This window comes from Niabella yanshanensis, assembly GCF_034424215.1.
Classification (GTDB): Bacteria; Bacteroidota; Bacteroidia; order Chitinophagales; family Chitinophagaceae; genus Niabella; species Niabella yanshanensis.
On sequence record NZ_CP139960.1, the window covers coordinates 4,428,589 to 4,443,855 of the forward strand.

Sequence of the window (15,267 nt, forward strand, 5' to 3'; positions counted from 1 at the left end):
ATTTTTAAAAAGGTTCGCCCAACCCAATAGTTGTCAGGCGAACCTTTTAAATAAGTGTTATGTTATCAAAACCCGGATTAGGCTAGTATCCAGGGTTTTGTACCAGTGCTGTATTTTTATTCATCTCGTCGCGTGCAATAGGCGCAAAGTACATCTTGTTCACCCATTTCCGGTTTTCATGGGCCTCATCCGTTACAGGTGTGTAGGTATAGGTATACACATCCTCATCGTGCTTATAAGGGCTGGATTGCTGTTTGCCTGTTTTAAAAGTGCCTGTTATATTAATGAAGGTCACCTTTCTGCCAAGTGTTTCGGGAGCGATCAGCCAACGACGTGCATCATGATACCGTTGTTCCTCAAAGCTCATTTCTATTCGCTTTTCATGGCGATACCGGTCTTTGAGTGCCTGTCCCGTTTCGCTTGCCGGAATGGCCGGCATACCTGAACGAAACCGGATCCGGTTCAGCCAGGTTCGGGCAGCAGCTTCATCTCCAAGCTCCAGGCTGGCTTCTATAAAATTAAAAACAACTTCAGTATACCTGATAAAGGGCCATGGAATTAATTGTTTGGTATTGGCTTCCGCAATTTTAGGGTCGGGGTCTGTAAATTTTCTTACATAATACCCTGTACGACTACCGTTCCAGTCTTCTATTGAACTGCTTCTTGTATCCAGCCCGTTAAAAGTTATTTTATTCCCCCCCTGCATCAGGTCATATTTACCGGTCTGTATCTGGTTAGCCGGGTCCACGTTGCCCGACACCAGGTTCCTTGGCTTCCAATCTGCACCGTCATAAAGAATCGTAGCATAAAAGCGGGGATCACGGTTTTTGTAAGGTGCAGCCTTGTGTGCTGCGTTACTCCAGCTAAATGAAGTGCCATCCTCCATTTCAAAATCATCTACAAAAACACCTATCGGCGTATTGCCCGCCCAGTTATGATATCCATTTGGTCCGTTGTATAAACCAATGCTTACACCTGCCCCGGTATTTACGTTCAGATTATAATAACGCCCCCAAATGATTTCGGAAGCAGCATTGGCATCCAATCCTAGCGCTTTACTATACCCGGCCATAGCTATAGACATATAATTTAGTTTGCCTTGTTCGGCCGGCACTTTAGCGGCAAGGTCGAGTTTGTAACCAGTGCCCTGGCTCATAGCCTCCTGTGCTGCCTGTCTGGCTTTTTGCCATCTTTCTGTACGATTACCTCCTGCATAACCAAATAGCTCTGGTTTAGGATGGTTAGCCAGCTCGGGAATTTTGGTTGTAGCCAAAGGCAGATAATGGAGGTCGCTGGCTGCATACAAAAGCACACGTGATTTCAGTGCAGCAGCCGCCAGGCCACTGGTAAGGCCTTTGGCCATTTCCTTGTCATTAATAAGCCAAACAGCAGAGTCGCAGTCAGCCACTATATAATTCACACACTCCTCGTAAGTATTTCGAGCAGCGCTGTAGTCTTCATCAAGTCCGTAAGTTTGGGTTATCAGCGGTACACCCCCGTAATATCTTAGTAATTGCTGGTAAAAAAAGGCTCTTAAAAAATGTGCTTCCCCCTTCAACCGGTTGGCGAGCGCTGTATCAATTTTTGGATCAGCTAATTTTTCAAGGGTAATATTAGTAGCCCTGATCCCATTGTACAGGTTTTGCCACTGGTAACTTACCGGTACAGACCCTACGGCACTGGGACTGGCGCTTCCCTCATTTACGGTATTGATATTACGGCCGGTATGGGTAAAAACAGCTTCATCGCTAAAGCTGGCCAGCATTTCTTCGGTAAACCCGCCCACACCCAGGTATTGGTTATATATGCCGGTTACAAAGGCTTCGGCCAGCGCCCCGTCTTGCCAGGTGGTTTCAGCCGGTACCTGGTCGGTTGGATTAATGTCAAGAAAGTCCTTTTGACAGCTGGTAATTCCTGTTAATATCAGTATCGCTGCCGAACAGCATTGAATTATATATCGTTTCATTCGTAAAAGTTTATTGTTGGTGAGCAAATGGACCTTAAAAAGTTACGGTTGCGCCTATGTTAAAAATCCTGGATTGGGGGTAGTATTGGCCATTGGTACTGGTGGCTTCCGGATCCCATAATTTCATTTTATCCCAGGTGGCAATATTTTGCCCGTTGGCAAATATCCTTATGTTGCTTATCACATCTCTTATGCGTTCGGGCATATTAACTGAGTAACCCAGCTCCAGGTTCTTAAGTCGCAGGTAGTTGCTGCTGCGGAGGAAATAAGTGTTTCTTGCAGCGCCTCCACCGGTGTAATAGGTGTTTCCCCGGCTGGCAATGCGCGGATCAACACTGCTTTGATTATCAACGGTCCACCTGTGGTCAAAAGAGTATTGCAGGTAATTGCCTATGTCGCCAGACTCTGTGCCAAAGAACAGCATACCACCCGCGGCGCCCTGAAACATAAAACTAAAATCAAGGTTACGATATCGCAGGCCTCCGTTAAAGCCCCCTGTAAATAACGGGTCGCGTGTTTTATCCAGGGCAACCATATCGTCTGCAGTTATTTTATTATCGCCATTATAATCTTTCAGTCTCATGTCGCCAGGCCTGAGATTATTGGTAAGTGCCGAATAGTCGATCGTGTTGGCTTCAACAGCCGCCTGATTTTCGAAGACGCCATCATACAGGTAAGCAACTATAGTATAACCACTGGTTCCATAGGGCTTACCCGTAGTGCGCTGCCACTCAGGTACGCCGGCCGGCTCGCTGGAGTAGAGCACTTTGTTTTTGGCATAGCCTCCATTAATGCTCAGGTTATAACTGATGTCCCCAATATTATCGCTCCACGATACTTTAAATTCACCGCCCCGGTTAGACATTTTTCCTTTATTGGTAGGAGGAAGCATATTGGCAATACCGCTGCTTTGCGGCACCAGTCCCGTTTCAGCTATAAGAGCCCGCTCCCTTAAGTTATAAAAATAATCCAGTTCTATGGCTAAGCGGTTATTTAAAAATGCGGCATCTAAGCCAATATTAGTGTTGTTGCCAATTTCCCATGTAAAGTTTTGGTTGGCTACCCTTGTTTCGTAAAGCGCCTGAACTACTGCATCGTTCAGCACATAATTGATAAACGGATAAGAAGATATGAATTGATATTCAGCCAGGTTACCGCCAAAATAAGGTTCGGCGCCCATCTGGCCCCAGGAGCCGCGTATCTTCAAATTGTCGATAAATGGCACATGTTCTTTGAAGAATTTTTCTTCCGAGATACGCCAGCCGGCAGTTACCCCGGGGAAAAAGCCGAAGCGTTTGTTAGGTGGAAAGATATAGGAGCCGTCATAACGCCATAGAAACTCAAAAAGATACTTCTGCTGATAATTATAACCAACACGTCCAAAATAGCTTAAACGGGCTCTTCTGTAAGAACCTCCGCCATTATTTTTTTCCAGGTCACCCCCTGCAGACATGACGTCGATGGAGTTGGAAAGAAAATATCTTCTAAAAGCGTTGAATCCTTCGTAGTCTTCTGTTTCGCGTTGTACACCGGCAAGAAAATTCAGGGTGTGATCGCCAAATGTACGATCATAATTTAACAACCCCGAGAGGTTGATGTTCAGCGTGTTTTCTGTCCACTGGTTCAACCTTGGGTCTGTAAAAGGCGAACGCAATTCTTTGGTGAGTTGGGGTGTAACGCCATCTGATTCATAAGATGATTTATCCCAGGAGTATAGATACCAGGGTGTTTCAAAGCGTTTTTGATTTTTGAAATATTTATCTACTGCAGCAGTACCGGTCAGCTTCAATCCTTTAACACCGGGGATCAGAATTTCCAGCTTGCCTGTAGACTGAATATAGTCGCGCTTATCGCGGTCATAACCGGTTTGATTGGTGGCAATCACTACGGGGTTCTGACCATACTCAATATCTCTTCCGGGTAATCCATTCGGCCAGACGGCCGGCTCATTGGGTTTGCCCCGCATCAGCATACGGAAGATGTCTCCTGCTGTTTCAGTAGGGAAAAACCGGTACTCTTCCCGGCCTACGATACCCAGCTGAAGGTTCATGTATTTATTGATCTTCGCGTCAAGATTTAATCTAAGGTCATATTGTTTATATCCTGTTGCCGAATTTTTATAATAGGCATCCTGGTTCTGATAACCAAGAGAGCCCAGGTATTTTACATTTTCAGATCCACCCGAAAGTTGAACATAGTGGCGCGATTGGGGCGACCATTTCTTAAATGTTGCATCAAACCAGTTGGTGTTCGGATGTCCCCAGGGATCTGAACCGTCACGGTACTTTTGCATGTCTTCCGGAAAAAAGCCTGTAGGAGAGTTGATGACTGCGTTATTATCCGGCCTGGTGTAGGTGCCGGTATTGATCAGCGCATCGTATGCCGCTTTCCATTGATCGGGCGGCAGGCTGTTTTCATATACAGCCAGCTCATTTCTAAGTATTCCGTACTCAACGGCATCGGTTAATTTGGGAATCACAGTAGGCTGCGCCCAACCCTGGTTAAATGTATAAGACAGGTTAGGCTTACCACTTTTTCCTCTTTTGGTTGTAATCAATATAACACCATTGGCAGCCCTCGATCCATAGATAGCTGCAGAAGCATCTTTAAGAACCGACATGCTTTCAATGTCATTGGGATTCAGGCGTTCCATACCGCCTTCCCGGTCGGGTACTCCGTCAATTACAACGAGTGCAGATGAATTACCTATCGAATTGGTGCCCCTGATCCTTATGGTGGACCCGTCATACCCCGGTTCCCCGCTGCCGTTTAAGGCTGTAATACCAGGCAATCTTCCGGCGAGGGAGTTGGTAAGATTAAGTGTGGGCGTTTTGGCTAATTCTGAACCTTTTACATCAGCTACAGCACCCGTAAGGGTTACTTTTTTTTGCGTGCCGTAACCTACAACTACTACTTCGTCCAGGTTGGCCGCCAAGGGTTCCAAGTCAATGGTGATGTTGGTTTGACCATTAACAGGTACTTCTTTTTTAAGATAGCTCACATGCGAAATTTCCAGCACGCTTTCTGCAGTAGCTTCAATGGAAAAACCACCGCTACTATCTGTTGCTGCAGTTGTTGCCGCTCCTTTTATTTTAACTGAAGCGCCTATAACGGGCTGACCCTTGGATGTTACCCAGCCTTTAACTGTTTGAGCGTTTGAACTAAAAGAACATAAGATAAGAAGGATTAAAATAATAGAACCCCTGGGGCATAAGGAGTTGCCCCGCATAATGCAAGTTTTTCGTTTCATGAAACAAGCTGTTTTCGTTTAAAAATGGTTTAGATACTCATGTAATTGGAGCAACGGCAGCAAACATTTATCCGAACTGGATATTTTAAAGAATTGTTTTCTTAAAAAAAAGTGAATATTGTTGGCGGAGTTTATTAATACCGGCAGGCATGTTTTGGTACGGGGTTTGTTTAGACAAGTGTGAATTTATTTTTTAATCAAATCCCGAATCTTATGAAATCAATTTTGAAAATGCTTGGTGTGGTGCTTTTTGCATCTTTTGTATTTACGGCGTGCAGCAAAGACGATGATCCTGCCGACAATCGCTTTTTTGTAGGTACATATAACGGAAAGGTTACCTATACTGGTGACGGTGATGATGTATCTAATACGAATGGTTCAGTTACAGTGGTAAAAGGCGGTTCTGCAACAACTTATAATTTCAAGTTTTCTGATGGAATACCTGATATTAATAATGTAGAATTCAGGCAGAGCGGCGATAATACCTGGGTTAGTACAGGTGAATTAGCCGGCCTGATTAATGTTACTAATAATAAGTTAGTTATTGGCGTTACTAAAAACGGTAATACATGGACAGCCGATTGTAGCAGATAGAAATTTTAATATTGTTAAAAGCCCGTGACTTGAAATCACGGGCTTTTTTGCTATAGCGCCTATGCTACTTATTCGTCCAAAGGGTCCATTTTTTATCAAACTTGTACCACTTACCGTCACTTCCTTCCCATTTCCATTCGGGTACTTCACTCCATTGTGTACCATCTGTACTCCAAACCAATTTGCCTTCGTGAATCTTTAGCCATTTGCCGTCCTTATCAGTCCAGCTTTGACTTTCAACTTCAGCCCATTTGGTTCCGTCGGTGCTCCACCATAATTTAGCTGACTTGTCCAACTTATACCAGTAGGTGTTGTCTTCAATGGAGCCTGCCCAGGTTTGCGTTTTCGATTTTACCCAATCGGCGCTTACTTTATATACAACAGGAGTAGTGCTTAAATCAGCGGCCTGCGCGACAGTAGTGATACCGCCAAGAAGAGCCAGTGCGAAAAATATTCTTTTCATTGCTTGATATTTAAAAAGTTAATAAGAGATGTGCTTTAGATTATAATTATAATCTAAAGGCAGGTTTAAGAAACAGGTTGGCAATAGTAACCACATTCGCAGTAGCCAGTGGCTCGTCAAAGCTCTCTGCCGCTGCTGCCTGGGTAACGCCTGCAGCTATATTGGTAATAGGTACGGTTGCCTGTGTTGTATTTTGCTCGCCTGCATAAACCGCATCTGCAGGTGCAACGCCCGTATCATTGCCATTAGCGGTATAAGTGATCCATGGCTTAATAGTAAGGCCTGCTCCGGCGGCCATCTGGCGTAAATGAGAGGCGTGGCGTGCTTCAACGGCATGTATTTGCAAAGCCGCTGTCAGTACCACCTGGTTGCCTTTCAGAAATCCTGCCTGGCCTTTGTAAGCACGTACTCCTGTATCTTCAAATGCTGTCGCAACTTTGAGAAAGGTTGCATAATTGGTATATACATCTGCAAAGGTTCCGCCCGAGTTGTAGCTGTTATTCGCATTATAAGTACCGCCTGCTCTGAAGTCAAAATTGGTATAGGCCAGCTCAGGTCGTGCCGCACTACCTAATACCGCCTTTAAAAAATCGACATGTGCTTTTTCGTGATCGCGGATCGTAGTGATTGCCTGTAATGCAGCAGCACTTGGAAAATTAAATGTAACATCTTTTACCGATGAAGCAGGGTCTTTGCCTACAACAGTATGGTTGTAAAAATGAAATTCGAGGTATTCCAACGTCAAGGCAAAGTTCAGCACATCGTTCACGCTTCTGTTGCCTGACTGCCCATAGGCTTTTGTAAACATCGAACTTAATGCAAGTGGTAATGCGGCCAGGGATATTTTCCGGCCAGCATTGTAAAAATCTTTCATTATGCGTCTGCGCGGACTAAGCCTGTCATAGATGTCTTCATCTACTTTTTCAATTTCGCTTAATATATTCAGGATATTCATGATTGTAAGGTTTTAAGGTTAAAAAACATTTTTAACATCGATCTTGGTTTTGATATAAGTGGCCGCAATAGGAAGCACTTTGCTGGGAGGCAATGCGGCGTCAAGTCCCTTTGAATTATCTGCGCCCAAAGCGGTTAAACTATTAAGGTCAGAGAAAGATCCGTTCGATATCTGGTCTCTGATCCATGCAGCATGCCTGGCTTCCACGGAAACGATCTGGCCTGCTATTACCAGGTAAGCTTCCGTCATTATTTTATAGCCTGCTCCATTGTAGGCAGCTACGCCCAAATCTTCAAATGCTTTTGCAGTAGCCAACACACTGTCTTTGCTGGAAAAATTAACTGACGAGAAATCAACTTCGAGATTTCCGATAGCATTGCTACCTAACGCCTTTTTAAAGAATTCGCGGTGCGCAATTTCGTGGAGTTTAATGTCATTAAAGAAGGCGTTTTGAGAAGCACTAAATACGGAAGAAGACTTGGCTACTACTTCCGTATAAAAAGCGGCTTCCAGCTGTTCCAGCGCGTAAGCATAGTTAAGAATACCTATGTCATCTTTAAAGTCCAATGTAGCACCTCCATTTTTATTACCATCTCTAAACTGGTCGTACCAGTCATTATGGCCGCAGGAAGAAAGAACTGCTGCACCCGCGGTTCCCAAACCCAGGGCAGAAAGAAATTTTCTTCGGTTGTAACCTTCTTTACCGGAACCGGCAGTGGTAAGGTTTGCTTGTTCTGATTTCATAATATTTGATTTTTGATTGGGGAATGGTTTTGGGTACTTACAGGTGCCCTTTCATAAGTAAATACGAGATGTTATGAAATGCGGATTTCTTTTTTAAGAAAATATTTAAGAGGGAATAGTGAATAGGTAATAGAGAGAAGAGATAAGGAATGGCAGTGAATAGTTCCAGCAGACAGGACTAACTAAAACTTAAATGCGAACCGATTGATATTAAAGATTGGTGTGGCAGCCTTATAAGAAAAGGGGCTGCCCAAACCTGCAGCCCCAATACTGATATGTCACTCTTACCATGACCGATATTATCTACGGGAAATAAAAGGAAACGGATTCGGAAAAATTAAATTTTGCCCATTACATATAACTGCTCCAGGTTAGGAGTGGGGCTTCCGCCTTCATTTTCGAGCGTAATGGCGAATGCCTGGGCGTTTTGTATATTTTTCAGTTTGCAAACAGTATTACAATCTCCCAGTACGCCGGCGTCTATAGGCTTTCCATCCATTAAAGCCCAAAGCTGGTACTGCTTGCCCTTAGGCGCCTGGGGCAGGGCTTTGGCTACCAGGTAAACGTCCTTGCTATTCTTGTTCCAATATACTACAGCCTGACTTGATTCTTTGCCGGCAACGCCGCTCAGGGCCACCTTTAGCATATCAGGGCCTGAGATCAGCTGCATGTTTTTATCCAGCTCATCGAGCCTGGTTTGAATAGTATTATTGTTAGCGTACAGCTGGTCGCGCTGCAAAGCTAACTGGCGATTTTCGGCTTCGAGATTTTTGTATCGGTTATAAGTGTAAATATTAAATCCGGCACTGATTACAAAAAGGATTACAGCCGCCGCGGCCAGGTATTTGATCAATGGCGTTTTGCCACCACTTTCAGGTAGTACTACTTTCGGATCTTCAGTTATCGGTGCAGGTTCAGCATTCGGTTTTAAACCCAGCTTATCAAATAAGTTAGCCTTAATATCGGAGTGCACAGGCACAGCGTTTTGTGTAGCAGACCTTTCCAGCTCCTGCTCAAACAAGCTTATTGCTTGTTCAATCTCAGGGTGCTGCATACGAAGTTGTTCCAGCTCGGCTCTTTCCTCAGCATCTGCCAGGCCTAACACATAACTTTCAATTATGCCACTTTGTATGTACTCCTTTATGTTCATGTATTACTGATCCTGCTTCTTAATTCAATTAAAGCTTTACGTAACCTGGTTTTTACTGTTCCCAAAGGTATACCGGTTGTTTCGGCAATATCGTTTTGGGTAAAGCCGTCGAAGTAGCACATCTCCACCACCGTTTTATACTCTTCCCTCAAGCTGTTCACAACCTTTCGCAAACCAATAGCATCTATATTTAAGAGATTGTCCGCGGCTATTTCGTTATTCCTGTCCGTAAGTTCCACATTCTGCCTGGAGTTTTTCCAGTCTTTACTTCTCAGGGTATCTATAGCGGTATTGCGAACTATTGACGACATCCAGGTAAACAGCCGGCCACGTATGCTATCAAAAGTACTGGCCTGGTTCCATATTTTTACGAAACTATCCTGTAAAACACTATTCGCTAACTGTTCATCAGGTATAAAGCTACGTACGATACTGTTTAATGCAGCGGCATAGTTATCGTACAGATAACTAAACGCATTTGCGTCACGCTGTTTTAATAACGCAACCAGCTCCTGTTCCGTATATTTTTGTATGGCTTTCAATAGAGGAATTTCACATCAGTACCAGATGTACGAAAATTATACCAACATGGTTTTACTTTTTTTAATATTTTTTTCATTAAGTGATATCAGCCTAATATCGGGTGCGCCTTAAACTCCTTTTCCCGGTCGAACTGATATCTGTAAGTAGTAAGCATACGGCTTCTGTGGGTGCCGAGGGATTCGGCCACATTGATCATTTTGGGGTTGAACTCACCAATCCACTGCATCTCGAAATGGTCGTAAATAGGTTTGCCCAGCTCATACTTGCCATTTTCAATTTTCAGGTTCTGGATCAGCCGGCATCCTTCTATGATCATGTAAGCGTCAACGCCTTTTCCCTGGAACTCCGGTACAATGCCAAAAACAAGTCCTACAAATTTATCGCAGGGCTTTGTTTTCTTATACCATAAAAATTTCAGTTTATCTAATAGCCCAAATTTTCCGTTTAGATATTTGAACCATTGGTTCAAATCCGGGAGGTTCACCCAAATGCCGATGGGCTCATTTTTATAGTAAATGATCCAGTTGACCCGCTCATCCATAACCGCCTTCATCGATTGAAACATTTTCAATACAGTTCTTTCGTCCAGTTGTTTCAATCCGCCATGCCCCGCCCAGGCTTTATTATAAGCTATAGTGAAGTCTTTGGCATATTTGGGCAGGTTGTTGGTTTTGATATTGTCGGAAGAATAATTAGGGTCTTTAGCCAAAGCGGCGTGTCGCTCGTAAAATTTCTCCTGTATACGGCTACCTACATTCAGGCTAAAGCATATCTGGTTGAAAAAGGGCTGAAAGCCATAACCTTCCAGCAGGTCTTTATAATAGGCCGGGTTATAGTTCATCCGGTATAGAGGTGGTTCAAATCCTTTTACCAGTAAACCCCACCAGGTATCGCGTTCTCCAAAATTAATGGGCCCGTCCATGGCAGTCATGCCTTTGCCGGTGAGCCAGTTTTTTGCGGCATCCAGTAACAGGCTGGCCGCAGCCGGGTCGTTGATGCAATCGAAAAATCCCATACCACCCACGGGCCCGTCATCGCCTTTCGATTTATATTTCTTATTAACAAAAGCAGCAATACGGCCAATAAGCTGTCCCTGGCTATTTCTTAACACCCAGCGGATCGCTTCCCCGGAACGAAAAGTTTTGTTTTTTTCTTTGTCGAAAACGTCGTTAATGTCTTTATCTAACGGACGTATATAATTCGGATCGTTTTGATTGACCAAAACATTCACCTGGATAAAGTCTTTTGCAAGCGCGGGGGTATTGACTTCAATAAGATTCATGCTACAAAAATAGGCGGCGGTACATTATGTGCCGGATGTTTTCTTCTTCCGGGCTGCAGCAATGCTATCCTGTTTTCTTTTTAGCTCTATTGCCTCATTTTTGCGGGCTATAGAATCCTTTTTCTTTTGTTCCTTCAGTTTTGCCAGGTCTTTTACTTTTTGAATACTGTCTTTAATCGCTTTTTGCCTGCTATAGCTGGTGCCTACACTATTCAGGAACATTTTTTTCGCGATGATGGCATCATGGCCATAAATATCCTCCCTGAAGTTTAAAACGCTGCTGTCATTTACCCAGGAAGTAAAATAAGTGATCAATACCGGGATCGGTTTTTTAACCCTGACATATTTTTCTTTATAGGTATGCATCAGGCTGTCCACCTTTTGGGCGCTATACCTTGCCGTATCATTCAAAATATATTCGGCCAGCCTCGCAGGCTCTTTCAGGCGGATACAGCCATGACTATAACTTCGTTTATCCCTGTTAAACAAGCTTTTGGCGGGTGAGTCGTGAAAATAGATATTGTAGCTATTTGGAAATAGAAACTTTACCAGCCCCAGGGAATTCCAGGGACCAGGCTTCTGCCTTACGCGTCCTTTAATAACCTCCATGTGGTTACGCGCCAGGTAAGCTGCGCTGGGTGCTCCATTCATTTCGTTCTTAACAATGCTGGTGGGCACGTTCCAGTAGGGGCTAAACACAATATTACTCAGGCGCCCGGTAAATACAGTTGTATTGTTGCCTTCCTTTCCTACCACTACATCCATATCCCAGGCCGGCTGACCGTATTCATATACGTGTAGTTTAAACTCAGGAATGTTAACCATTATCGAGCGACCGCTGTCTTTGGTATTACCAGGCAGCCAGCGCATACGTTCCATATTAATTAATATCTGTTGTATCCTTTCTTCTACCGAAATATTCACATCTTTCAAAAAAGTTTTACCGGCAGTACCGTCCGGTTTATAACCGTAGGTTTTTTTGATTTCGTTCACCGCTTCAGCCAGTTCGCTGTCGTACTCATTCGTAAATGTGCTGTCTTCCCCAAATAAAAAGCCTTCCGCTTTTAATCTTTTCTTGAGGGTCTTTACAGCGGCATCGGTATAGCCCTTCTTCATGATCTCCACCTTACTGTTTACGTTAGGCCACCCCCCGGCATCTTTAATTTGTTTGTATTTTGCCAACTGGTCTTTTAATCTCAGGTACTGCGGGTTTTGAGGGGCATATTCATCAGCATACTGTCCATGCCCGGTCAACACCGAGTCCAGCATCGCCTCAAGTGTGAGTTTTTTCTTGGGAATATACCATTCCAGCGATTTTATGCTAAAGTCCGGATCTGACCCAAAAGCATGATCAGCGTAGGTGTAAAAGTATTTCGTAAGCAGTATTTCTACGTTCTGGTATAAGGAGTCATTCTTCGGGCGGATCCGTTCCAGCCGGATCAGGGTTTCCATCTTGTCTGTCAGCCATTTGTTGTAAACGGTGGAGTCTTTAGAGTAATTGAGGTAGTTTTTCAGCAGGTTCCAGAAAGAAACGGTGTGCTCAGGTAAGCCTTCCTTTGAAAACCAGGCATACTGGTAATTCCGGCTGTTGTAAAAGCTGGTCAGGCGATTTATCAAAGTGTCATTGAGCTGATTGGCTGCTAAAATACCCCTGACCTCGGCAGTGTCTATAAAAAGAGAATTAAAGGAGTTGCTGGTATCAATAGTAACATCTACTTTGGTAATGATTTTTTCCCGCTCTTGTTTTTCTTCCTCCTTTGTTTTCTCAAACAAGTTACAGGAGGATAGCAAAAGCATAAAGAAAGCTGTTGTAAGCAGGGATAGTCTAAAATTCATAGATAGGTACGAATAGGAGTATAAGATTTAGCGCAAAATTAGCTGGAAAAAAGAATAAAAACCGGCAGCGCAGTGATATATTATAGTATTTTTTAGTATGAAGCGTGTTTAACGCTGTTTTAAATGGGTTTAGGAAAGCCGAAATGTGAATAATTTGTAAAGCCGTTGTACCATAATACGCAGAGAAGCCTTACTTTTGCAGCCACAAAAATAACCACACCTCAATAATATGGCAAAAGTTGGTAAAATTAAACAAGTTATTGGAGCGGTAATCGACGTTCAGTTCGGCGAATCCCTCCCGGAAATTTATAACGCGTTGGAGCTGACAAAAGAGAATGGCGAAAAGCTTGTACTGGAAGTTCAGCAACATTTGGGAGAAGATAGCGTTCGTACCATTGCGATGGACGGAACTGAAGGTCTTGTTCGCGGCACAGAAGTACGCGATACAGGAAAAGCAATTGCAATGCCTACCGGTGATGCAATTAAAGGACGTCTTTTTAACGTTACAGGGGACCCCATCGATGGATTACCTGCTGTATCTAAAGAAAATGGCCGTCCTATTCACGCAATGCCTCCGGCTTTTGAAAACCTGAGCACTGCTTCTGAAGTTTTATTTACAGGTATTAAGGTAATTGACCTGATTGAGCCATATGCAAAGGGTGGTAAAATTGGTTTGTTTGGCGGTGCTGGTGTGGGTAAAACAGTATTGATCCAGGAGTTGATTAATAATATTGCCAAAGGTCACGGTGGTCTTTCGGTATTTGCCGGTGTGGGAGAACGTACACGTGAGGGAAATGACCTGATGCGTGAGATGATTGAAGCTGGTATCATGAAATATGGTGAGGGCTTTAAACATAGCATGGAAGAAGGTGGCTGGGATCTGTCTAAAGTAGATGCTACTGAACTGGCAGATTCAAAAGCAACTTTCGTATTCGGACAAATGAACGAGCCTCCGGGTGCGCGTGCGCGTGTGGCTTTGAGTGGTTTAACAATCGCAGAATATTTCCGTGATGGTGAGGGCGATGGAAAGGGTAAGGATATCCTGTTTTTCGTTGATAATATCTTCCGTTTCACCCAGGCAGGTTCTGAGGTATCGGCGCTGTTAGGTCGTATGCCATCAGCGGTGGGTTACCAACCTACACTGGCTACAGAAATGGGATTAATGCAGGAACGTATTACTTCAACCAAAAACGGTTCTATTACCTCTGTACAGGCGGTATATGTACCTGCGGATGACTTAACGGATCCGGCTCCGGCAACAACATTTGCTCACCTGGATGCGACAACGGTATTAAGCCGTAAAATTGCGGATTTAGGTATTTATCCTGCGGTGGATCCATTGGATTCTACTTCACGTATCCTGATGCCTTCTGTAGTGGGTGAAGCCCATTACAATTGCGCAAACAGGGTGAAATTAATTTTACAACGTTATAAAGAGCTCCAGGATATCATTGCCATCCTTGGTATGGATGAATTGAGCGATGAAGATAAAATGACGGTATCGCGTGCACGTAAAGTACAGCGTTTCCTTTCTCAGCCTTTCCACGTAGCAGAAGCCTTTACCGGTCTGAAAGGGGTATTGGTACCTATTGATGAAACGATCCGTGGCTTTAACATGATCATGGATGGTGAAGTAGATGAGTATCCGGAAGCAGCCTTCAACCTGGTAGGTAATATCGAAGATGCTATTGAAAAAGGTAAGAAGTTATTAGCGTAAACCTGGTACGGAGATTATTAGTACTTAGTACTGTGATTTCCAACTATATACTGAAATAGTTTCCATGGGAATGCATAACTATAGAGAGTTGAAATATAGCAACGCTCAATGGATTTTGTAACCCAGGTATATGAAATTTGTGCTTTATTTCCGGTGGAAGAAAAATTCGGATTAACGTCGCAACTCAGAAATTGTGCTATTTCAATTCCAAGTAATATTTCGGAAGGTGCGGGGAAGAGGTTCTAATAAGTAGTTTAAGCGTTTTCTCGAATTTTCAATGGGTTCTATCAACGAAGCGCAAACTCAAATAGAACTGGCTTTCAGATTCAAATATATAGATCAGGACCAGTTTGACTCGTTGATCAATGAGGCATTACAGATTTATAAAATGACCTTGACATTCTATAATGGTCTGCAGGATTAGAGAATTCTGAATACTAAAATCTACAAATCTTAATACTATCATGAAATTAAATATTTTAACTCCTGAGGGAAGTATTTTTAGCGGTGAAGCTTACGGCGTTCAAATGCCGGGTGTAACCGGATCTTTCGAGGTGCTGAACAGGCACGCTCCAATGATTGCTGCGCTGGGAGAAGGTAAACTGAAAGTATTACAAAGCAGCCTTACAGGTCCTGCCACTTTCTATACTATTCAGGGTGGATTTGTTGAAGTGCTGAATAATAATGTAACCGTATTGGTTGAAGGAGCTAAGAAAGTATAGTTAAAGAATCTTTAATAAGAGAAGCCCGTGATAGTTAATGTCACG

General features: G+C 43.6%; 13 protein-coding genes and 1 pseudogene. 5 read left to right on the forward strand and 9 right to left on the reverse strand.

Features of this window, described 5'->3' with window-relative positions:
* Positions 1–82: 82 nt before the first annotated feature.
* The gene (locus U0035_RS18465; protein WP_114791561.1) at positions 83–1,966 is read right to left on the reverse strand and encodes a RagB/SusD family nutrient uptake outer membrane protein; all 1,884 of its coding nucleotides are present in this window, start codon (positions 1,964–1,966) and stop codon (positions 83–85) included.
* 34 nt (positions 1,967–2,000) lie between these two features.
* Positions 2,001–5,216: a SusC/RagA family TonB-linked outer membrane protein gene (locus U0035_RS18470; protein ID WP_114791560.1), complete on the reverse strand. Its 3,216-nt coding sequence runs from the start codon at positions 5,214–5,216 to the stop codon at positions 2,001–2,003.
* Between the two features lie 213 nt (positions 5,217–5,429).
* Here U0035_RS18470 and U0035_RS18475 point away from each other — a divergent pair, with 213 nt between their 5' ends.
* Entirely contained in the window at positions 5,430–5,810 is a 381-nt protein-coding gene (locus U0035_RS18475; RefSeq protein WP_114791559.1) for a hypothetical protein, read from the forward strand.
* 64 nt (positions 5,811–5,874) lie between these two features.
* Here the strand turns inward: U0035_RS18475 and U0035_RS18480 are convergent, their stop codons facing one another.
* The 7 genes from U0035_RS18480 to U0035_RS18510 all read right to left on the reverse strand — a co-directional run bounded on the left by U0035_RS18480 (position 5,875) and on the right by U0035_RS18510 (position 12,783).
* On the reverse strand, positions 5,875–6,273 hold the full coding sequence (locus U0035_RS18480) for a hypothetical protein (protein ID WP_114791558.1): 399 nt from the start codon (positions 6,271–6,273) through the stop codon (positions 5,875–5,877).
* 46 nt (positions 6,274–6,319) lie between these two features.
* The gene (locus U0035_RS18485; RefSeq protein WP_114791557.1) at positions 6,320–7,228 is read right to left on the reverse strand and encodes a ferritin-like domain-containing protein; all 909 of its coding nucleotides are present in this window, start codon (positions 7,226–7,228) and stop codon (positions 6,320–6,322) included.
* A gap of 18 nt (positions 7,229–7,246) precedes the next feature.
* Complete coding sequence (locus tag U0035_RS18490; protein WP_114791556.1) at positions 7,247–7,972, reverse strand: ferritin-like domain-containing protein; 726 nt, start codon at positions 7,970–7,972, stop codon at positions 7,247–7,249.
* A gap of 337 nt (positions 7,973–8,309) precedes the next feature.
* Positions 8,310–9,122, reverse strand: coding sequence for an anti-sigma factor (locus U0035_RS18495; protein WP_114791555.1), 813 nt, complete (start codon positions 9,120–9,122; stop codon positions 8,310–8,312).
* A complete protein-coding gene (locus tag U0035_RS18500; protein ID WP_245957754.1) occupies positions 9,119–9,664 on the reverse strand; it encodes an RNA polymerase sigma factor in 546 nt (181 codons plus the stop codon). The genes U0035_RS18495 and U0035_RS18500 overlap by 4 nt, the downstream gene beginning before the upstream one ends.
* Positions 9,665–9,750: 86 nt before the next feature.
* Complete coding sequence (locus tag U0035_RS18505; protein ID WP_114791553.1) at positions 9,751–10,947, reverse strand: hypothetical protein; 1,197 nt, start codon at positions 10,945–10,947, stop codon at positions 9,751–9,753.
* 24 nt (positions 10,948–10,971) lie between these two features.
* Positions 10,972–12,783: a L,D-transpeptidase family protein gene (locus U0035_RS18510; protein WP_245957753.1), complete on the reverse strand. Its 1,812-nt coding sequence runs from the start codon at positions 12,781–12,783 to the stop codon at positions 10,972–10,974.
* Positions 12,784–13,012: 229 nt separating this feature from the next.
* Here U0035_RS18510 and atpD point away from each other — a divergent pair, with 229 nt between their 5' ends.
* The 4 genes and pseudogenes from atpD to atpC all read left to right on the forward strand — a co-directional run bounded on the left by atpD (position 13,013) and on the right by atpC (position 15,222).
* On the forward strand, positions 13,013–14,500 hold the full coding sequence (gene atpD / locus U0035_RS18515) for a F0F1 ATP synthase subunit beta (protein ID WP_114791551.1): 1,488 nt from the start codon (positions 13,013–13,015) through the stop codon (positions 14,498–14,500).
* Between the two features lie 108 nt (positions 14,501–14,608).
* The gene (locus U0035_RS18520) at positions 14,609–14,746 is read left to right on the forward strand and encodes a four helix bundle protein (RefSeq protein WP_211316466.1); all 138 of its coding nucleotides are present in this window, start codon (positions 14,609–14,611) and stop codon (positions 14,744–14,746) included.
* Between the two features lie 19 nt (positions 14,747–14,765).
* Positions 14,766–14,924, forward strand: a pseudogene (locus U0035_RS23025) (four helix bundle protein); the annotation flags it as partial.
* 40 nt (positions 14,925–14,964) lie between these two features.
* On the forward strand, positions 14,965–15,222 hold the full coding sequence (gene atpC / locus U0035_RS18525; protein WP_114791550.1) for an ATP synthase F1 subunit epsilon: 258 nt from the start codon (positions 14,965–14,967) through the stop codon (positions 15,220–15,222).
* Positions 15,223–15,267 lie beyond the last annotated feature (45 nt).

Bases quoted from the DNA above. Each gene is read 5' to 3' on its own strand.
- U0035_RS18465 (WP_114791561.1), bottom strand. From the start codon at position 1,966: ATGAAACGATATATAATTCAATGCTGTTCGGCAGCGATACTGATATTA.
- U0035_RS18470 (WP_114791560.1), bottom strand. From the start codon at position 5,216: ATGAAACGAAAAACTTGCATTATGCGGGGCAACTCCTTATGCCCCAGG.
- U0035_RS18475 (WP_114791559.1), top strand. From the start codon at position 5,430: ATGAAATCAATTTTGAAAATGCTTGGTGTGGTGCTTTTTGCATCTTTT.
- U0035_RS18480 (WP_114791558.1), bottom strand. From the start codon at position 6,273: ATGAAAAGAATATTTTTCGCACTGGCTCTTCTTGGCGGTATCACTACT.
- U0035_RS18485 (WP_114791557.1), bottom strand. From the start codon at position 7,228: ATGAATATCCTGAATATATTAAGCGAAATTGAAAAAGTAGATGAAGAC.
- U0035_RS18490 (WP_114791556.1), bottom strand. From the start codon at position 7,972: ATGAAATCAGAACAAGCAAACCTTACCACTGCCGGTTCCGGTAAAGAA.
- U0035_RS18495 (WP_114791555.1), bottom strand. From the start codon at position 9,122: ATGAACATAAAGGAGTACATACAAAGTGGCATAATTGAAAGTTATGTG.
- U0035_RS18505 (WP_114791553.1), bottom strand. From the start codon at position 10,947: ATGAATCTTATTGAAGTCAATACCCCCGCGCTTGCAAAAGACTTTATC.
- U0035_RS18510 (WP_245957753.1), bottom strand. From the start codon at position 12,783: ATGAATTTTAGACTATCCCTGCTTACAACAGCTTTCTTTATGCTTTTG.
- atpD (WP_114791551.1), top strand. From the start codon at position 13,013: ATGGCAAAAGTTGGTAAAATTAAACAAGTTATTGGAGCGGTAATCGAC.
- U0035_RS18520 (WP_211316466.1), top strand. From the start codon at position 14,609: ATGGATTTTGTAACCCAGGTATATGAAATTTGTGCTTTATTTCCGGTG.
- atpC (WP_114791550.1), top strand. From the start codon at position 14,965: ATGAAATTAAATATTTTAACTCCTGAGGGAAGTATTTTTAGCGGTGAA.